The following is a 17,670-nucleotide window of genomic DNA, read 5'->3' on the forward strand; positions in this document are numbered from 1 at the left end:
CGGTGCTCAGAACCGAGGGTCAAGGATCTCCCGGCCAAAACGGCCTGTCGATTCGGTCTCGCTTAACTGGGGCGCCCGGCCTGTTTCACGTGAAACGCCAGCTTCACTTTCCGATGCAGAACTCGCGGAAGATCACATCAAGCAGATCCTCGACATCCACCTGCCCCACGACACGGCCGAGAGCGCGCAGAGCCAAGCGGAGATCCTCGGCCGCGAGCTCCGGGAGTGTGGCTATCGTCGAGCGCTCCAAGGCGGCGATAGCATCCTCAACGGCCCGGCGATGACGGACTCGCGTCAAAAGCGGTGTGGTCGCCGCTTTCGTGAGGCGCCCCGCGACGGTTCGGCTTAGGGCCGAGATCAAATCGGTCAGTCCCGTCCCATCCTTGACCGACAGAGCGATGGTGGCGTGACCTGCAAGACTGGGCAGTCGACCCGGCAGGAGATCGGTTTTGTTCAAGCAGAGCAGAGTGTCGGCATCCGCCAGTGCAAGCACCTCCGGATCGAATGCCTTGGTCGCGTCGAAGACGATCAGCTTGAGGTCAGCTGTCTCGGCGCGGGCGCGGCTACGGCGGATGCCTTCCGCTTCCACGGGATCGAGGGTGCCCTCCTCTGCGGCGCGCAGACCGGCAGTGTCCGCGATCGTCACCGGATAGCCCTCCAGATCGAGGCGCACCTCCACCACGTCGCGTGTCGTTCCCGCGGTCTCGGCCACAATGGCTACCTCGCGCTTGGCCAGAGCGTTGAGCAAACTCGACTTACCGGCGTTGGGAGGACCGAGAATTGCGATTTCCACGCCGTCACGCAGTCGTTCGCCGACCGGTGCGGCACCCAGATCTTGTACCATTTCATCGCGAATACGCGATATGTCGGCTGAAGCCTCGGATTCGAGCTCAGCCGGCAGATCTTCGTCGGGAAAGTCGATGGCTGCTTCCAGGTGGGCCAGGTGGCGCGCCAAGCGGTCTCGCCAGTCGCCGATCCGCTTGGAAAGACCACCGTCCAACTGCCGCAGGGCCTGGCGCCGCTGGGTCGCGGTCTCGGCGGCAATGAGATCCGCGAGACCCTCCACCTCGGCGAGATCGAGTTTGCCGGCTTCGAAGGCGCGGCGCGTGAAGGCGCCCGGCTCGGCCGGTACGCAGCCGGGCTGACGGCTGAGCGCGTCCAGCACCGCGGCGACCACCGCATGGCTCCCGTGGAGATGAAGCTCGGCGACATCCTCTCCCGTAAAGCTGTTCGGGCTCGGAAACCAGACGACCAGACCACGGTCCAAGAGTTCGCCGCTGTCGGGATCGTGCAGGGCTGTTAGGACCGCCTGGCGCGGTTCCGGCGGCGGTCGAGCGGTTAAGCTTCCCAAAGCATCTGCGGCCTGAGGTCCGGAAATCCGCAGCACCGCCACCCCTGCCCGCCCGCTGCCGCTGGATGGAGCGAAAATCGTCTCGCTCACGGAACGGGCCTGACGGGGTTTTGCGTCTCCGCCTTGAACCTGAGCGTCAGGCATCCACCGTCAGCGCTGCGGTCCAGGAGGCGACGAAGGCGGCGGCGTTGGGACGCTTCTTGTCGCGCCGCTCCTCGCTTGGCGTGCCGATGTAAAGGAAACCGAGCAGCGTATCCTTGTCTTCGAGGCCGAAGGCGCGCTTAACGTGCGGGTCCAGGGTCGGCGCCCCGGACAGGAAGACCGCGCCGTAACCAAGCGCCTCGAGCGCCAGCAAGATGTTCTGTGCCGCCATTCCGGCAGTGATGACCTGTTCGAGCGGGGGAACCTTCGGGTGATTGGTCACAACCTTGGCCATCACCGCGATGATCAGCGGGCTGCGCAGCGGCTTTGCCGCCAGGGCCGACAGCTCTTCGGAGGTGGCATCCGGCTTCCTGCGTTTCAGACCCTCGGCGAAAACCCGACCCAGTTCCTCTCGCGCGGAGCCCCGAATCACCCGAAAGCGGTAAGGCCGGATTGCGCCGTGGTCAGGAGCGCGGACCGCCGTATCGAAGACCGGGGTCAACTCCGCATCGCTGGGAGCGGGCTCGACCAGCGTCGTTGCCTTGGTCGATTGACGGCGCATGAGCGCCTCGATGATCGGCTCCATTCCTTTCCTTATCCCTCTCTTTCTTGCGGCCACAGCCGAACTGCTTGCCGCGGTTTGGCGAGGATTGTCCCACTTTAGGTCTCGACTCCGGCCGAAGTTGCCTAAGACGTCTTGTCGTCGGTGCCGGCGTCGCTGCTGGCACCACTCCCGGCGGCCATCGTGCCCATCTGCGTCCAGAAAGCTTTCTGCATCTGATCCCAAGACTGCAGACCGGCCGGAAGAACGCCCTGCATCCAGGTTTGCATGAGTTGCTCCGGCTCCATCGCCTGCAGTCCTGCGAGCATCCGGTTCTGCAGCTCTTTCATGACGGCCGTCTGCATCGGGGTGACGTCCGGCAGACCCAGGAACCGGCGCGCCTCGTCCGGCGTACAGTCAATGTCGACATGGATCTTCATGGCGCGCTTCCCCGTAATCCGCGTGGGGTTGAGGCTGTCCCTCGCTGACCCTCATATAGAGCGCAGCAGCGATCAACGCTATCCCGGCCATCCTGGCGGATACACCGTTGCGAGGGAGCCCGTCCCATGCCCGAAAGCCACGCTAGCACCAACCGCTTGGCGGCGGAGACCAGCCCCTATCTCTTGCAACATGCCGACAACCCGGTCGATTGGTATCCCTGGGGTGAAGCCGCCTTCGCCAAGGCCAAGGCCGATGGCAAGCCGATCCTGCTCTCGGTCGGCTATGCGGCTTGCCACTGGTGCCATGTCATGGCGCACGAATCTTTCGAGAGCAGCGACATCGCCGGGCTGATGAACCGCCTCTTTGTCAACGTCAAGGTTGACCGGGAAGAGCGGCCGGACGTCGACCAGATTTATCAGCAGGCTCTCGCGTTGATGAATCAGCAGGGCGGCTGGCCGCTGACCATGTTCCTGACCCCTGACGGCGCGCCCTTCTGGGGTGGGACCTACTTTCCGCCCGACGCGCGCTGGGGCCGGCCCGGCTTCCCGGAGATTCTGGAGCGAATCGCACAGGTCTACGAAGAAAAACCGGACGACATCGACAAGAACGTCGTGGCTTTGAAGGAGGCGCTGGGCAAGCTCTCGACGCCGGAGGCCGGAGGTCAGGTGTTGCCCGAAGCCGGTTTGCAGGCGGCGCAACGCTTGGCGCGCCAGATCGACCCCTTTCACGGCGGGTTGGGCGAAGCGCCGAAGTTTCCGCAGCCTGCGATTCTCAAGCTTCTTTGGCAGGCTTGGCTCCGTAGCGGTCAGGCCCCCCTGCGGCAGGGGGTCGAGCTGACTCTCCTGCATATGAGTCAGGGCGGTCTCTACGACCATCTGGGGGGTGGCTATGCCCGCTATGCCACGGACGAAGCCTGGCTGGTCCCTCATTTCGAGAAGATGCTCTACGACAATGCCCAGATTCTCGATCTCCTGACCTGGGGCGCCCAGGACGCGAGCGAACCTTGGAAGCGCGCGCTTTTCGCCCAGCGCGCCCGCGAGACGGTTGACTGGTTGCTGCGGGAGATGTTGGCACCGGCCGGGCCCGGCGGGCCGCCGTCGGGCGCTTTCGCGGCCACCTACGATGCCGACAGCGAAGGTGAGGAAGGCAAGTTCTACGTCTGGAGCGCCGCGGAAGTGCAGGAGGTCTTGGGGGCCGAGGCTTCGGTCTTCGCCGAGTGGTACGACGTCACGACCGACGGCAATTGGGAAGCCACCAACATCCTCAATCGACTGAACCGGCTGGAGCCGGGCGATCCGGCGACCGAGGCGAAGCTCGCGGAACAGCGCGCCAGGTTGTTCGCTCGGCGCGCCGACAGGATCTGGCCCGGCTGGGATGACAAGGTGCTGGCCGACTGGAATGGCCTGATGATCGCTGCCTTGGCGCGGGCCGCGCCGGTCTTCGGCGAAGACGACTGGCTGACGGCTGCCGAGCGTGCTTTCGCCTTCGTCGTCGAGGAGATGCAGGAGGATGGCAGGCTACGCCACTCATGGCGTCATGGCCGGCTCAAGCATCCGGCTACTTTGGACGATTATGCCTTCATGAGCGACGCGGCTCTGGCGCTGTTCGAGGCCACTGGCAAGCGGGTCTACCTTTCGCAGGCGGAGACCTGGGTCGCGGTGCTCGACCGCCACTACTGGGATACCGAGAACGGCGGCTATTTCCTGACGGCCGACGATACAGAGCGTCTGCTGGTGCGGCCGAAGCACGCGCACGACAACGCGACCCCATCGGGAAATGGCGTGATTCTGCAGGTCCTTGCCAGGCTGTGGCACCTGACCGGCCAAGCGTCCTACCGGGAAAGGGCGGACGCGACCGTCGCGGCCTTCTCAGGCGAGCTGGCGCGACTCTTCTCAGCCATGGCGAGCTTCCTGTTGGGTAGCGAGCTGCTTCATGATGCACCACAACTTGTTGTGGTTGGAGATCAGAGCGACCCCAAAATGAGGGAATTTCTGGCGAGCCGCTGGCAAATTTCCGCACCTACGCTGGTGATCCAAACCGTGACGTCCGAGGAAAATCTGCCGCGCCTCCATCCGGCCTACGGAAAGAGTCGCGTCGATGGCGAGCCTGCGGCCTATCTTTGCCGTGGCACCAGCTGTTCCCTGCCGATCGTGGATGCTCAAGACCTCAAGGACAGCCTGAGGGAGCTGAGGGGATGAGCGCATCTGTGACCGTCGACTCGCCGGTGGGCCGGCTCACGCTGACGGAGCGTGATGGAGCTCTGGTGAGCTTGGTCTGGGGCGAATCGGCGGGCTCGGATGAAACGCCTCTTCTGCGAAGCGTCACACAACATCTTGCGGCATACTTTGAGGGTGACCTCAAGATGTTCGAGCTACCTTTGGCACCGGATGGTACAGCTTTTCAAAAACGGGTGTACAGGGCGATGCAGGCGATCCCCTTCGGCAAGACTCGTAGCTATGGTGAGCTTGCGACCGACCTGGCGTCGGCTGCGCGGGCCGTCGGCGGAGCTTGCGGCTCCAACCCGATTCCCATCGTGATCCCCTGTCATCGGGTTGTGGCCGCGAGCGGTCGGCTCGGCGGTTTTTCGGGAGGTCGTGGCGGTCCGACCAAGACCTGGCTGTTGCGCCACGAAGGTGTGTCGGTCGCGCCTCAGCTCTCCTTGCTTTAGGACCATCTGTTCCCGCCCGGCACGGGTTTAAGACCTGTCGCAGCGCATGACAGCCGACACACGGGTCGCTAGATTGGCGCCTCAAAATGGCGCCGTCCCCGAGGGTCGGGCGCAGAACGCAGGGAGGTGAAATTTGGCGGAACTTCGGGTCACGGCCGCGGATGGTGGCAGCTTCGGCGCCTACTTGGCCGTGCCGGCCAAGACACCGGCTCCCGCGTTGTTGGTCATTCAAGAGATTTTTGGCGTCAATCAGGGGATACGCGACCTCTGCGATTGGTTTGCGACCCAGGGCTATGTCGCCGCCAGTCCCGACATCTTCTGGCGCCTCGAACCGGGTGTCGAACTGACCGACAAGACCGATGCCGAATGGCAAAAAGCCTTCGATCTGATGAAAAAATTCGATGTCGATCAAGGTGTTGAGGACTTGAAGGCGACGTTGACCGCCTTGCGCTCTCATGAATCGACCACGGACCGGGCGGGATCGGTCGGTTACTGTCTGGGCGGCCGTCTCGCCTTTCTGATGGCGACTCGGTCCGACGCCGATGCCAACGTCAGCTACTACGGCGTCGGTCTGGAGGGGCTGCTAGGCGAACTGCCGCAGGTCAGCAAGCCGCTGATGCTGCACATCGCGAGCGAGGATCAGTTCGTGCCGAGGGAAGCCCAGGACCAGATTACGGCCGCCGTGGCCGATCTGTCGGCGATCATCGCGCATGTCTATCCGGGCGCTGATCATGCATTCGCCCGCGAAGGCGGCGCTCACTACGACGCCGCGGCGGCGCAGACAGCCAACCAGAGAACCCTCGCGTTCTTCGCCGACCATCTCGGGTAAGATGTAAAGAACCACAACATATTGTGGTCCACTCGTTTATTTTTCACATTATATTGATGAAAACAGAGCGCAACGCTCCTCACGGCTAGGGAGAATAGAGAGCATGCCCCATGCGATTCGCATCGAGAAAGCCGGAGGTCCGGAGGAACTCCACTGGAGGGACGTCGAGGTCGGTCCGCCTGGCGAGGGGCAAGTGCGCTTGGCGCAGACGGCGGTTGGACTGAACTACATCGACGTCTATCACCGCACCGGCCTCTATCCGATCGACTTGCCGAGTGGACTCGGATTGGAAGCGGCTGGCCGGGTCGAAGCCGTGGGACCGGGGGTGACCGATCTTAAGGAGGGCGACCGGGTCGCCTACGCCAGCGCGCCGATCGGCGCTTACGCGGAGGCGCGGCTCATGCCGGCCGATCGTCTGGTCAAGCTGCCCGAGGAAATCGACGATACGACGGCTGCGGCCATGATGCTCCAAGGCATGACGGTGCAGTATTTGATCCGCCGCACCTATCGGGTGAAAGCAAGCGAGACGGTTCTGCTCCACGCCGCCGCCGGCGGGGTGGGTCTCATCGCCTGCCAATGGCTGAAGGCCTTGGGTGCGACGGTGATTGGCACGGTCGGCAGCGATGCGAAGGCCGAGCTGGCTCGGGCCCACGGTTGCGACCATCCTATCGTCTACACGCGCGAGAATTTCGTCGAACGGGTCAAGGAAATCACCGACGGCGCAGGCGTGCCGGTCGTCTACGATTCCGTCGGTCAGGACACCTGGGAGGGCTCGCTCGACTGCTTGGCGCCGTTCGGCCTGATGGTGTCTTTCGGCAATGCTTCGGGCCCGGTACCACTCGTTAACCTGGGTGTGCTTTCGGCGAAGGGCTCGCTTTTCGTCACGCGTCCGACATTGATGACCTACATTGCCAAGCGCAGCGATCTTGTCGCCAGCGCCAACGAGCTGTTCGAGGTGGTGCGCTCCGGAGCCGTCAAGATCGGTGTCAATCAAAGCTATCCCCTGGCGGAAGCGGCCCAGGCCCACCGCGACCTCGAGGCGCGGAAGACAACGGGGAGCACAATTCTGACGATCTAAGTGCTCTCGGCCTAAGTGCCCTCCTAAGTGCCCTCGGCCTTGTCGGGATCGCGCCGCGGAGACGCCGGCTGCGGTGCCACGGCGACAGCGGCGATCACGAGGAGGATCGCCAAGGCATCGGGAAGGCCCAGGGACTCCTCCAGGGCAAGCCAACCGATGGCGACCATGACCGGCAGTTCGAGAGCGCCCAGCATTGCGACTTGCGCTTCGGGTAGACGCGGTGCCATCGCGGTATAGATCAGCTGCGGCAAGGCGGCGGTAAACAGGGCCATGCCGGCGATCCAAAACCAGTCTGTCGCAGCGGCCGGCACCAGGCTGGCCGGATCTCCACGGAGCACCAGCGGCAAAAGGCCGGCCACGGTGCCCAGCAGACCGACCGCAAGCTTCTCGAGCGTTCCGAGAGCGTCGGCCTTCCGCACCAGCACGACGATGAGAAACGCGAAGGCCAGCGGTGCCGGGAGACACAGCAGGAGAGCGGGGCCCAGTTGCTCCAGGTCGCTCTTCGCGCCGATGAGCAGAGTGACGGCCGCTGCCAGAACCAGCCCGCCTGCGAAAATGGCCCGACGCTCGAAAGGTTGGCGCAACCAAGCCCAGGCCAAAACCAACACGAACAGTGGATAAGTCATATATATAGTGCCGGCCCAGGCAATAGAAACTATATCTAGTCCGTATAGGTAACTTGACCAAGCGAGGCCCATCGCTGAGCCAGCGCCTGCCAGAAGCAGCGCCGGGCGCCGCTTCTGCGGTGTTCCGACCACGCGGGGCAACAGCGGAGCCGTGATCAGAAGAACCAGTCCAAAGCGGTAGAGAGCGATCGCTTCCGGCGAGAGACCGGCATCGAGAAGATGCCGAGCGAACAGCGGCACCAGTCCGAAGCCGGCGACCGCCAGGGCCAACCAAAGGCTCGCAGCAGTCGGAAGGCGGGAGTCTCGCCCGCCTGGCAGATCGCCTCTCGTGGGGATGGTCAAGGTCATGCCAAGGGCGATACCACTGGCATCCAATCATCATCTAATTCATATTTAGACGCTAATACATGAAGAAGATGAATGAATGGTCGACCTGCCTCGCTTGGACATTCGCCACCATGCCTTGCTGCTCGCTCTCGAAGAGACCAGCGGCGTGCAGACGGCCGCCGACCGGCTTGGGATTACCCAGTCGGCTGCCAGTCATCGCCTGCGCGAAGCCGAGCGGCGCCTTGGCGTAGCACTGGTGCGGCGGGTCGGCCGGCGGGTCCGCTTGACCTCAGCCGGCGCGCAGCTGCTGGTTTCGGCACGCGGCGCGATCGGAGATTTGGCGCGCGCCGAGCGCGACCTGTCCGACCGCCACGGTGGCGGTCGGACCCTGGTCCGTCTCGGCCAGGCGCCCTACAGCCGGTACCACTGGTTGCCCGCCTTCCTGGAGTTCCTTGCCGGTCGGCACCCGGAGATCGAAGTGGACCTGGCCGCGCGCGCCGCGCGCGATCCGCTGGGGAGTCTGCGCGAAGGCGCCGCGGACGTCGTGATGCTCTATGGCCGCGGCGGCCAAACAGGCGATCTGACTTGGCTCCGGCTCGGATCCGATCCGCTGATGGCCGTCATGGCGCCAGGGCATCGCTTGGCAGACAAGGTCGCGGTGACTGCGGAGGATCTCGCGGGGGAGCGCTACATTACCTACTCCAATCGGCCGGAGCCCGGCTTCGAATGGGAGTCGGTGCTGCGCCCGGCCGGCGTCGCGCCACAAAGAGTCTCGGTTGTCGAATTGCCGGAGGCGATTATCGATCTGGTGCGGGCCGGCGTTGGTATCAGTTCCCTGTCGCGCTGGGCGGTTTCACCGGAGTTGGCCGACGGGACTCTCGTCGCCCGACCCTTGCAGCCGCCCGGCGGCGGTCAACCCGGTGTCAGCCTGGATTGGTGGGTGGTGTTCCGCCGGACCGATGCGGGCGGCGCGGCGGAGCGCGTGGCCTTGGCGTTGCAGGCCTCCAGCTCGCTTCACGGCGTCGGCCTCGATGTCCAGAATTTCGGCGACCCGGCGCCACTGGACCCATACGTTTAAAGTCATCTCCTCCCCACTTTCCAAAGCTTTCTCTTTCGAAAATGGGTCTGGCACAGTCTAGTTCCCTGCCGCGCCAAGCGGTCAGGCCGGCGCCGTCGTTGCGTCGGGCAGCGCTTCGCCCTCTGGTAAGGCGAGACTGCGCCCGGAGAGAGCCGCTGCCAATCCGCGGGACACGGCTGCCTGACATTGAGTTGTGAGCGCCTTGCGGCTCTCGAAGTCATCCAGGCTGACGGGGTCGTGGAACTCGACCACGACTGTCAGATCGCCCATACCCAGCGCTTGCGGGAGGTGGCTGCCGAGATCCATGTCCCCGTACCAGGCGAAGAAGGGGCGCAGATAGCGGCCCATCGGCACGCCGTCGAGCCGCGTGTAGGCGATGGAGACAGGTTGAACCGGCAGCGGCCGCCCGTGAGGACGTCGTTCCGCAACCGAAAACAGAGCGGATTTGAACGGCAGGACGAAGGTGCCGTCTCCGCTCGTCCCCTCGGGAAACAGCACCAGGTCGTCGCCGGCCTCCAAGCGTCGCATCATTTCGTCGCGGTGATTTCCTGTCGAGCCACGGCGCCGATCCACGAAGACGGAGCGTTGCAACTTCGCCAGCAGACCGAATCCGGGCCAGTCGGCGATTTCCGACTTGGCCACGAAGGAGCACTTCAGGAGTGAGCCGAGAACCGTGATGTCCAGGTAGGAGGCATGATTGGCCACGTAGAGTGTCGGATGCGCCGACGAGGGGTGGCCACACACCACGATTTCGATGCCGAGAGCCTTTGTCACTCTCCGATGATACCAGTGCGGTATCCGTCTTTGCAGACGCGAGCCGAGTTTCAGCATCAGCCACTGCAGCGGTGCCGTAAACAAGGTCAGCAAGACAAAGAGAAGGATGCGCCGGATCGCCAAGATGTAGGAGCCGGGATATTCCATCGCCTGCGCCCTCCTCTAGTCTTCCGTGGTCCGCTCACGGGTGAGATGGCGCCTGTAACGGTCGGTCACCATGTCGGTCTTGACCACGACGCAGACGTCGGTCGTACCGAAGTCGCTGTCGATCACTGCGCCGTCGCCGACGAATCCGCCTAGCCGCAGGTATCCCTTGATCAGAGGCGGCAGGGCTTGCAGCGCGGCCTTGGCATCGACTGCCTCCGGTGACAGCCGGTCCATCTTGACGTGGAGTTCGGGCCGGGCGCGTGGCCGCAACCCCGGTGGCGCAAGATGATGGTAATAGAGGTACGTCAGTTGCTCGGCGACCTCCGCCGGCTCCACGGTCGGCAAGCTTGCGCAGCCGAACATCAAATCGACGCCGAAGTGCATCACGTAGTCGGTGATGCCGCGCCAAACCAACTGCATGTTGGCGCCTGCCCGATAGTCGGCGTGCACGCAGGAGCGGCCCAGTTCCATGGCTTCGCCGTGGTAGGCCTCAAGCGGTCCGATGTCGTATTCCGTCGCCGTGTAAAACCCGCCGGCACGCAGCGCCGCCTCGCGGCGCATGAAGCGGTAGGTGGCGATGACCCTACCGGGCGCAGGGTCGGCATCCGTATCGAAGACGAGAAGATGGTCGCAGAAGGGGTCGAAACGATCGAATTCCCGCTGTTCCGTCTGCCGTTCCGGCGTCGGCTGAGCGGCCATCTCCTGGACAAAGACTTGATACCGCAGGGCCTGGGATGCGGCGACTTCTTCCGGTGTCTCGGCAAGCCGAAGGTGAAAGTTGCGCGAGCGGATATCGACCGGGCGACGTTCGTACGTCGTCGGAACCGCCGGCAAACCACTCACGATGTCGGTTCTCCAGGCGTCTCATCCGGATCTGGCCTGCCGATTTTGACGCCGTAGAGCTCGAGCCTGTGGTCGATCAGCCGATAGCCGAGGCGTCTGGCGATCGCTTCCTGCAAGCGCTCGATCTCCTCATCGACGAACTCGATGACCTGACCGCTGTTCATGTCGATCAAATGGTCATGATGCTCCGCCGGCGCCTCCTCGTAACGGGCCCGCCCGTCCCCGAAGTCATGCCGGGTCAGGATGTTGGCCTCCTCGAACAGTTTGACCGTGCGATAGACCGTGGCGATCGAGATCCGCGAATCGATCTTGGTCGCGCGGCGGTAGACCTGCTCCACGTCGGGATGGTCGCTCGCTTCCGAGAGCACGCGCGCGATGGTGCGCCGTTGCTCGGTCATCTTCAGCCCTTTGTCGGTACAGAGCTTTTCGATTCGGTCCGGCATGGTCCTGCGATCCATCCCCCAATCATCTTGTTGGCAGCTTCCGCGCGATCTTCGCGCAGACCTGTTTGTCGTCTAAAGCACTATAGGAATAGCAGAACGGCGCCGCCAGCCATCAGGCCTGCAACGCCGTTCGATCACGCTGATACGAAGGGTCGACGAACTGCCGACCGGCTCGCTAGCCGCGACGGGCGCGCGTGCCTAACCCGATTTCCTTGGCCAGCTTGCTGCGCTGCTTGGCATAGTTCGGCGCGACCATGGGATAGTCTGCGGCCAAACCCCACTTGTCTCGGTATTCCTCGGGAGTCATGTCGTAAGCGGTCTTGAGATGCCGCTTCAACATCTTGAGCTGCTTGCCGTCTTCCAAACAAACGATGTAGTCGGGGGTGATCGACTTCTTGATGGGAACAGCCGGAACTGGCTTTTCGGCTTCTTTTTCCGCTTGGCCGCCGACACTGGAGAGCGTCGTATACACGTCACGGATGAGATGTGGCAGATCGGCGACAGCCACAGAGTTGTTCTGGACGTGAGCGGCAACGATATTGGCGGTCAACGAGAGAAGCTCGCTCGGTTTAGCCTGTTCGGACATGGTAGATGTTTGCTCCATAAGTAAGGATCATGGCTCATATATAGCGCTTCATTGAGACATGCAATGATGATTATTTCAGATGAAGAAATTCTCTCTGCATCGCCTTTTCGGAATTTAGGTCAGCAAAATTGCAGCGAAAAAGAACCCTGTCGTTGTAAGGATTCATTCATCTGTTAGCGTGATTTCAAGCAGCAGCGCATCAGTTTTGGTTCCCTCTGGCCGCCGGTAGTAACCTCGACGCCGTCCGATCTCACGGAAACCCAGACCTTTGTAAAGTGCGCGGGCTGCGGCGTTGTCTTCCGCGACTTCAAGGAACACCCGGCGAATCTCCGTCTTCGGAAAAGCCGTCATCGCCCTTCGCAGCAGGGTGCGTGCGAACGCGCGGCGCCGTGCAGCAGGCCGCACGCAGAGCGCCAGCACCTCGGCTTCGTCGGTCACGCGGTGCCACAGCAGGAAGCCCAACGGCTCGAGACCCGCGTGAGCGAGCAGGCCGCCGGTTCCCGGCAGGGCCAGCAGCTCACCAAACGAACGGGCCGACCAGGGGGCTTCGGGAAAACTCTCGTGATGAAGGCATTCCAGCACCGGAAGATCGAGAGCGGTCAGCGCGCGGTAGGATCCCTTCACTTGTCGGCTCCGGGACCGCCCTCTCCACCGTTTGCCGTGTCGCGAAGCTTCGGCAGGGTTACGTCCGGCGGTCGAAGATAGAGAGGTTGGACCGTGGGCAATCGATCGAGATCTGCGGCGGCCGCCAGCGGCAACAGCCAGCGGGCGTCCAGCCGGGCGGTCTCCGGCGGTGCCTGCACGTCTCGTCCTCTTGACCGGAGCGGCTCCAGCGCCGCAACCGCGCCGTCGCCACAGAGCAACAACTGCCCAGGCGGCAGCAGATCATGGAGCTGTTCCGGTGCCGCTGCAAAAGGCGTCGCCGCTGTTTGCCTATCGGCCGGATCGAGGCTGGCCGCTTGGATTTGGACGAAGAGCTCCTGCCGTTTGGAGTCGATCAGTGCCACGATGTGCCGGTTCAGGCGCTGCGCGCTTCGCACCCCGGCCATCGCCAGCTCGAAGGTTGTCGCGGCGAAGACCGGCCGTCCTCTCGCCAGCGCCAAGCCTCGCGCCGCCGCCAAACCGATACGCAGGCCGGTGAAGCTGCCAGGACCGCGCGTCACCGCGATCAAATCGATATCTGGATAATCGAGCCCGGTTTCGGCCAGAAGCTCCTCGATCAAGCCGAACAGTCGCTCGCCGTGGCCGCGCAGCCGCTCTTCCCGCCGGGCCGCGAGCAGTCCGCCGCCTCGGCCAAGCGCGACGGACAGCGCCCGGCCTGCGCAGTCGAAGGCGAGAACCGTGCGAGCGGTCATAGGCGCACGCGGATCAGAGGATCTGGCAAAAATCGTCGAAGTCGGGACGCGGCGCGCGCTCGTGAAGCTTGCCGGGATCGCCGTAGCCGAGATTGCATAGAAAGTTGGATTTGATCGACGTGCCAGCGAAGAACTCGGCATCGACTCCGGCAGTGTCGAAGCCCGACATGGCGCCGACATCCAGGCCCAAGGCTCGAGCGGCGATCATGAGATAGGCGCCCTGCAGGGAGCCGTTACGGAAGGCCGTTTCGAGGATCTTCGCATCGTTCCCGGCAAACCAGGCGCGCGCGTCCGTGTGCGGGAACAGCCGCGGCAGCTCGTCATAGAATTTCAGATCGTAGCCGACGATAACTGTCACCGGCGCTGCCATGGTCTTGTCGACGTTGCCGTCCGAAAGATGTGGTTTCAGCCGTGCTTTGGCATCCGGGCTTCTGACAAAGAGCAAACGCATCGGTTGGCAGTTGGCGCTGGTTGGCGCCATCTTTGCCAGATCGTAGATCGCCTGCAGCAAGACGTCGCCGACAGGTTCGTCGCGCCAGACATTGTGGGTTCGCGCAGCGCGGAACAACCGGTCCAGGCTCTCGTCGTTCAAGATATCGGTCACGTCTCGCCTCTCTGTTGCGCCGAGTCGTCGCTCTAAGCAGGTGCCATACATTGGTGGAGCAGCCGGCTCCAGACAAGCGATGCGGTCGCGCATAGCCCAAGCGTCCCCTCTTCGGCGCTTGCCGCTACTGGTTCCAGATGGCTAAATCTCCGCCTCTGAAGGGTATCGCTTCTCTGCCGGGTCGGACGTGTAGGGAGCGCCTTAGCGGGGGCGAAGACGATTGTGTCGGCTATGGCCGTAATCTCTCTCAGGCTGCTTGTTGCGGAAAGCTACCGCTTGTCGGCTGTAGGCCGGCTGGCGGCGGGCCTGCGGTCACGCGCGCTGGTCCTAGGCCTTGGACTCGGTGTGGGCCTAGGGATCGGTGCTGCCGATCCGCTGGCCGCCAGAGCCGTCACGCCTGAGTTGGCCGACCGGGGCGCCGTCATCCTGGTCTACCATCGCTTCGGCGAAGGCGATCATCCTTCGACCAACATCACGCTCGAGCAGTTCGATGCGCATCTGGCGATCCTCACGTCCGGCCGTTACGACGTCCGGCCGCTCCCGGAGATCGTTGCGGCTTTGGCCGAGGGTCGACCCTTGCCGCCGCGTACGGTCGGGATTTCCATCGACGACGCCTATCTCTCCGTTTGGACCGAAGCCTGGCCCCGACTGAGTACTGCGGGCTTGCCCTTCACGCTTTTCGTCGCAACCGATAGCGTGGATCGCGAAACGCCGCGCAGCATGACCTGGTCGCAGCTTCGCGAACTTGCCGCCTCGCCGCTGGTGACGATCGGTAGCCAGACTGCCAGCCATCCGCATATGCCCGAACAGTCGCCGGAGCGGAATCGCCAGGAGATTCTGCGCTCGCATGCGCGTTTCGAGCGCGAATTGGGGAGCCGACCCAGCCTTTTCGCCTACCCCTTCGGCGAATTCTCACTGGCCGTGCGCGATCTCGTCGCGACCGAGGGGTTTCGCGCAGCCTTCGGTCAACACTCGGGCGCCGCTGGTCACGCCAGCGATCCTTTCCGGCTGCCCCGTTTTGCACTGAACGAAGCCTATGGCACGCCCGAGCGTTTCAGTCTGGTCGTCGAAACCCTGCCGCTGCCGGCGCTCGACATCACGCCGGACGATCCGCTTATCGGGCCGAACGACAATCCCCCGGCCTATGGATTCACCGTGCCGCGTTCGGTGGGTTCCTTGAACGGCTTGCAATGCTATGCCGGTCGCGGCAACGAGGCGCGGCTGCAACGGCTCGATCGTCGGATCGAAGTGCGATTTGCCGCGCCGTTGCGGCCAGGACGCACGAGGGTCAACTGCACCATGCCCGGGCCGGACGGCCGTTGGCGCTGGCTCGGCCGCCAGTTTTATCTGCCGGCGCGGTGAGGCTCGGCCTGCCGAGGCCGGAGTCTCTCGTGCTCTCGCGCCCATACCTTTTGACCGCTCATCGCTAGGCTTCTAACATCGCCGCCCGCCAACCAAGACCGCGCCGGGCAGTCGTTCCCGCCCGACCCGAGTGCGGCGCAGACAGGGTAAGGACGTCCTCCGATCATGACCGAGACCAAGGCGCTGACGACGGCGCAGGAAGCGCTTGACTTCCATTCCTCAGGCCGGCCCGGCAAGTTCGAGATCGCGCCGACCAAGCCCGTGACCACGCAGCGCGATCTGTCGCTCGCCTATTCGCCGGGCGTCGCCGAGCCCTGCAAGCGGATCCACGAAGATCCCAGCCTTGCCTACGACTACACGATCCGCGGAAACCTGGTGGCGGTGATCTCCAACGGCACGGCGGTTCTCGGCCTCGGCAACCTCGGTGCTCTGGCCTCCAAGCCGGTGATGGAAGGCAAGGCGGTGCTGTTCAAGCGCTTCGCCGATGTCGACTCCATCGACCTGGAGGTCTCGACCGAAGACGTCGACGAGTTCGTGAACTGCGTGCGGTTTCTCGGCCCCTCCTTCGGTGGCATCAACCTTGAGGACATCAAGGCGCCCGAATGCTTCATGATCGAAGAGCGGCTAAAGGAGTTGCTCGACATTCCGGTGTTCCACGACGATCAGCACGGCACGGCGATCATCGCCGCCGCGGGCATGATCAACGCCCTGCATCTGACCGGCCGCGAGATGGCAGCGACGCGCGTCGTCATTAACGGCGCCGGCGCGGCCGGCGTTGCCTGCGCCGAGTTGGTCAAGGCCATGGGCGTAAAGCCGGAAAACGTTCTCCTCTGCGATACCAAGGGTGTGATCTATCGCGGCCGGACGACCGGCATGAACCAATGGAAGTCGGCCCATGCCGTCGAGACCGAGGCGCGCAGCCTGGCCGACGCGCTGGAGGGCGCGGACATTTTTCTCGGCCTCTCGGTCAAGGGCGCCGTGACGCAGGAGATGGTGGAGAAGATGGGCGAGAAGCCGATCCTCTTCGCCATGGCCAATCCGGATCCGGAGATCACGCCGGAGGAGGTCAAGGCCGTCCGGCCCGATGCAATCATGGCCACCGGGCGCTCCGACCATCCGAACCAGGTCAACAACGTTCTCGGCTTTCCCTACATCTTCCGCGGTGCGCTCGACGTGCGGGCCACCACCATCAACATGCAGATGAAGATCGCGGCCGCCGAAGCCCTGGCCAAGCTGGCGCGCGAGGACGTGCCCGACGAGGTCGACCGTGCCTATCGCGGCCGCCGCCTGCGCTACGGGCCTGAGTACATCATCCCTGCCCCTTTCGATCCCCGGCTCATCGTCGAGGTGCCCAAGGCGGTCGCTCGGGCGGCGATGGACAGTGGCGTGGCGCGCCGCCCCGTCGAGGACTTCGAAGACTACGACCATCAGCTCTCGGCCCGGCTCGACCCCACCACCGCAAGCCTGCAGCGAATCTTCGACAAGGTTCGCGAGCATCCGCAGCGAGTCGTCTTCGCCGAGGGTGAGGAAGAGAAGACGATTCGTGCCGCCTACGCCTTCCTCAATTCCGGTTACGGAACTCCGGTCCTGATCGGCCGCCAGGGGCAGATCGAAGAGGCCGCGACGGCCATCGGTCTGCCGGCGGACTTCTGCGAAATCGTCAATGCGGGAGTCTCCAACCACCGCGAGCGCTATACGGAGTTTCTCTATAACCGGCTGAACCGCAGGGGCCTGCTGTTCCGCGATTGCGTGCGGATGGTCAATCAGAACCGCAATGTCTTCGCGGCCTGCATGGTCGCCTGCGGGGAAGCCGATGCGATGGTCACCGGCCTCACCCGCGCCTTCAACGTCAACTTCGAGGATATCAGCCGGGCTCTCGATTCCAAGCCGGGCTGCCGGGTGTTCGGGCTCAACATCATCGTCAACCGGGGCCGCTCGGTCTTCGTCTCCGACACTCAGGTCCATGAGCTGCCGAGCCCTCAGGAACTGGCGGACATCACCATGCAGACCGCCGCGGCCGCCCGCTTGATGGGCCATGAGCCGCGGGTTGCGCTGCTATCTTTCTCCAACTTCGGGAACCCGCCGCGCGAGAAGGCGGTGCGCGTGCGCGAGGCGATCGAGGTCCTGGATAGCCGTGCGGCCGGAGGGGCCGGCGTCGATTTCGAGTACGACGGCGAGATGCAGGCCAACGTGGCCCTGAACTATGAGTTGATGCAGGAGCTCTATCCCTTCTGCCGCCTGTCCGGCCCGGCCAACGTGCTGATCATGCCGGCCTTGCACTCCGCCCATATTGCAACCCGTCTGGTGCAGGAGATGGGCGGCGGCGAGGTCATCGGTCCGCTGCTCATGGGTCTCGCCAAGCCCGCGCAGATCGTCCAGATGGGGGCGACGGTGAACGATCTGGTTACTTCCGCGGCGCTCGCGGCTTACGAGGCGATCGCAGACAGGACCAAATAGCCCGGTCCTGCTTCCGCCA

18 protein-coding genes are annotated in these 17,670 nt (G+C 63.9%); 7 read left to right on the forward strand and 11 right to left on the reverse strand.

The genetic code is table 11. The annotated features are described in order from the left end of the window. Window positions 1-103 precede the first annotated feature (103 nt). The 3 genes from mnmE to DBZ32_RS11955 all read right to left on the reverse strand — a co-directional run bounded on the left by mnmE (window position 104) and on the right by DBZ32_RS11955 (window position 2,473). Window positions 104-1,441 (reverse strand): tRNA uridine-5-carboxymethylaminomethyl(34) synthesis GTPase MnmE, encoded by a 1,338-nt coding sequence (gene mnmE, locus DBZ32_RS11945; RefSeq protein WP_119167370.1) that lies wholly within the window; start codon window positions 1,439-1,441, stop codon window positions 104-106. A 46-nt stretch (window positions 1,442-1,487) separates the two neighbouring features. Further along, window positions 1,488-2,078 (reverse strand): nitroreductase family protein, encoded by a 591-nt coding sequence (locus DBZ32_RS11950; RefSeq protein WP_119167371.1) that lies wholly within the window; start codon window positions 2,076-2,078, stop codon window positions 1,488-1,490. Window positions 2,079-2,179: 101 nt separating this feature from the next. After that, a complete protein-coding gene (locus tag DBZ32_RS11955) occupies window positions 2,180-2,473 on the reverse strand; it encodes a DUF6489 family protein (protein ID WP_119167372.1) in 294 nt (97 codons plus the stop codon). A gap of 126 nt (window positions 2,474-2,599) precedes the next feature. On the opposite strand from DBZ32_RS11955, the gene DBZ32_RS11960 reads away from it, so the two are divergent. The 4 genes from DBZ32_RS11960 to DBZ32_RS11975 all read left to right on the forward strand — a co-directional run bounded on the left by DBZ32_RS11960 (window position 2,600) and on the right by DBZ32_RS11975 (window position 7,049). Beyond that, window positions 2,600-4,672 (forward strand): thioredoxin domain-containing protein, encoded by a 2,073-nt coding sequence (locus DBZ32_RS11960; protein WP_119167373.1) that lies wholly within the window; start codon window positions 2,600-2,602, stop codon window positions 4,670-4,672. Next, the gene (locus DBZ32_RS11965; protein WP_119167374.1) at window positions 4,669-5,142 is read left to right on the forward strand and encodes a methylated-DNA--[protein]-cysteine S-methyltransferase; all 474 of its coding nucleotides are present in this window, start codon (window positions 4,669-4,671) and stop codon (window positions 5,140-5,142) included. The genes DBZ32_RS11960 and DBZ32_RS11965 overlap by 4 nt, the downstream gene beginning before the upstream one ends. A gap of 133 nt (window positions 5,143-5,275) precedes the next feature. After that, on the forward strand, window positions 5,276-5,971 hold the full coding sequence (locus DBZ32_RS11970) for a dienelactone hydrolase family protein (RefSeq protein WP_119167375.1): 696 nt from the start codon (window positions 5,276-5,278) through the stop codon (window positions 5,969-5,971). 103 nt (window positions 5,972-6,074) lie between these two features. Next, window positions 6,075-7,049 carry a quinone oxidoreductase family protein gene (locus tag DBZ32_RS11975; protein WP_119167376.1) on the forward strand — a complete coding sequence of 325 codons (975 nt, stop codon included), beginning with the start codon at window positions 6,075-6,077 and terminating at the stop codon, window positions 7,047-7,049. A gap of 23 nt (window positions 7,050-7,072) precedes the next feature. On the opposite strand, the gene DBZ32_RS11980 is transcribed toward DBZ32_RS11975, so the two are convergent. Continuing rightward, a complete protein-coding gene (locus tag DBZ32_RS11980; protein WP_119167377.1) occupies window positions 7,073-8,023 on the reverse strand; it encodes a DMT family transporter in 951 nt (316 codons plus the stop codon). 76 nt (window positions 8,024-8,099) lie between these two features. Between DBZ32_RS11980 and DBZ32_RS11985 the strand changes: the two genes are divergently transcribed. Continuing rightward, the gene (locus tag DBZ32_RS11985) at window positions 8,100-9,080 is read left to right on the forward strand and encodes a LysR family transcriptional regulator (RefSeq protein WP_119167378.1); all 981 of its coding nucleotides are present in this window, start codon (window positions 8,100-8,102) and stop codon (window positions 9,078-9,080) included. Window positions 9,081-9,161: 81 nt separating this feature from the next. On the opposite strand, the gene DBZ32_RS11990 is transcribed toward DBZ32_RS11985, so the two are convergent. The 7 genes from DBZ32_RS11990 to DBZ32_RS12020 form a co-directional block, all read right to left on the reverse strand. Beyond that, complete coding sequence (locus DBZ32_RS11990; RefSeq protein ID WP_119167379.1) at window positions 9,162-10,001, reverse strand: lysophospholipid acyltransferase family protein; 840 nt, start codon at window positions 9,999-10,001, stop codon at window positions 9,162-9,164. A gap of 15 nt (window positions 10,002-10,016) precedes the next feature. Continuing rightward, a complete protein-coding gene (locus DBZ32_RS11995; protein ID WP_235830161.1) occupies window positions 10,017-10,844 on the reverse strand; it encodes a GNAT family N-acetyltransferase in 828 nt (275 codons plus the stop codon). Next, window positions 10,841-11,287 (reverse strand): Fur family transcriptional regulator, encoded by a 447-nt coding sequence (locus DBZ32_RS12000; RefSeq protein WP_119167380.1) that lies wholly within the window; start codon window positions 11,285-11,287, stop codon window positions 10,841-10,843. Before DBZ32_RS12000 ends, DBZ32_RS11995 begins: the two co-directional genes overlap by 4 nt. Window positions 11,288-11,462: 175 nt before the next feature. Then, window positions 11,463-11,873, reverse strand: coding sequence for a MucR family transcriptional regulator (locus tag DBZ32_RS12005; RefSeq protein WP_119167381.1), 411 nt, complete (start codon window positions 11,871-11,873; stop codon window positions 11,463-11,465). Between the two features lie 162 nt (window positions 11,874-12,035). Beyond that, entirely contained in the window at window positions 12,036-12,497 is a 462-nt protein-coding gene (gene rimI / locus DBZ32_RS12010; protein ID WP_208539202.1) for a ribosomal protein S18-alanine N-acetyltransferase, read from the reverse strand. Further along, window positions 12,494-13,228 carry a tRNA (adenosine(37)-N6)-threonylcarbamoyltransferase complex dimerization subunit type 1 TsaB gene (tsaB, locus tag DBZ32_RS12015; protein WP_119167382.1) on the reverse strand — a complete coding sequence of 245 codons (735 nt, stop codon included), beginning with the start codon at window positions 13,226-13,228 and terminating at the stop codon, window positions 12,494-12,496. Before tsaB ends, rimI begins: the two co-directional genes overlap by 4 nt. 13 nt (window positions 13,229-13,241) lie before the next feature. After that, window positions 13,242-13,832, reverse strand: a complete 591-nt coding sequence (locus tag DBZ32_RS12020; protein WP_235830162.1) for a malonic semialdehyde reductase — start codon at window positions 13,830-13,832, stop codon at window positions 13,242-13,244. A gap of 231 nt (window positions 13,833-14,063) precedes the next feature. Between DBZ32_RS12020 and DBZ32_RS12025 the strand changes: the two genes are divergently transcribed. Both DBZ32_RS12025 and DBZ32_RS12030 read left to right on the forward strand, forming a co-directional pair. Continuing rightward, a complete protein-coding gene (locus DBZ32_RS12025; RefSeq protein WP_119167384.1) occupies window positions 14,064-15,194 on the forward strand; it encodes a polysaccharide deacetylase family protein in 1,131 nt (376 codons plus the stop codon). Window positions 15,195-15,359: 165 nt separating this feature from the next. Further along, complete coding sequence (locus DBZ32_RS12030; RefSeq protein ID WP_119167385.1) at window positions 15,360-17,651, forward strand: NADP-dependent malic enzyme; 2,292 nt, start codon at window positions 15,360-15,362, stop codon at window positions 17,649-17,651. Window positions 17,652-17,670 lie beyond the last annotated feature (19 nt).

The organism is Algihabitans albus, assembly GCF_003572205.1.
Lineage (GTDB): Bacteria > Pseudomonadota > Alphaproteobacteria > Kiloniellales > DSM-21159 > Algihabitans > Algihabitans albus.

Coding starts and splice junctions, on each gene's coding strand:
- DBZ32_RS11975 (WP_119167376.1), top strand. CDS start 6,075: ATGCCCCATGCGATTCGCATCGAGAAAGCCGGAGGTCCGGAGGAACTC.
- DBZ32_RS12000 (WP_119167380.1), bottom strand. CDS start 11,287: ATGCCGGACCGAATCGAAAAGCTCTGTACCGACAAAGGGCTGAAGATG.
- tsaB (WP_119167382.1), bottom strand. CDS start 13,228: ATGACCGCTCGCACGGTTCTCGCCTTCGACTGCGCAGGCCGGGCGCTG.
- DBZ32_RS11950 (WP_119167371.1), bottom strand. CDS start 2,078: ATGGAGCCGATCATCGAGGCGCTCATGCGCCGTCAATCGACCAAGGCA.
- DBZ32_RS12025 (WP_119167384.1), top strand. CDS start 14,064: ATGGCCGTAATCTCTCTCAGGCTGCTTGTTGCGGAAAGCTACCGCTTG.
- DBZ32_RS11960 (WP_119167373.1), top strand. CDS start 2,600: ATGCCCGAAAGCCACGCTAGCACCAACCGCTTGGCGGCGGAGACCAGC.
- DBZ32_RS11990 (WP_119167379.1), bottom strand. CDS start 10,001: ATGGAATATCCCGGCTCCTACATCTTGGCGATCCGGCGCATCCTTCTC.
- DBZ32_RS12030 (WP_119167385.1), top strand. CDS start 15,360: ATGACCGAGACCAAGGCGCTGACGACGGCGCAGGAAGCGCTTGACTTC.
- DBZ32_RS11955 (WP_119167372.1), bottom strand. CDS start 2,473: ATGAAGATCCATGTCGACATTGACTGTACGCCGGACGAGGCGCGCCGG.
- DBZ32_RS11965 (WP_119167374.1), top strand. CDS start 4,669: ATGAGCGCATCTGTGACCGTCGACTCGCCGGTGGGCCGGCTCACGCTG.
- DBZ32_RS12005 (WP_119167381.1), bottom strand. CDS start 11,873: ATGTCCGAACAGGCTAAACCGAGCGAGCTTCTCTCGTTGACCGCCAAT.
- DBZ32_RS11985 (WP_119167378.1), top strand. CDS start 8,100: ATGGTCGACCTGCCTCGCTTGGACATTCGCCACCATGCCTTGCTGCTC.
- DBZ32_RS11980 (WP_119167377.1), bottom strand. CDS start 8,023: ATGACCTTGACCATCCCCACGAGAGGCGATCTGCCAGGCGGGCGAGAC.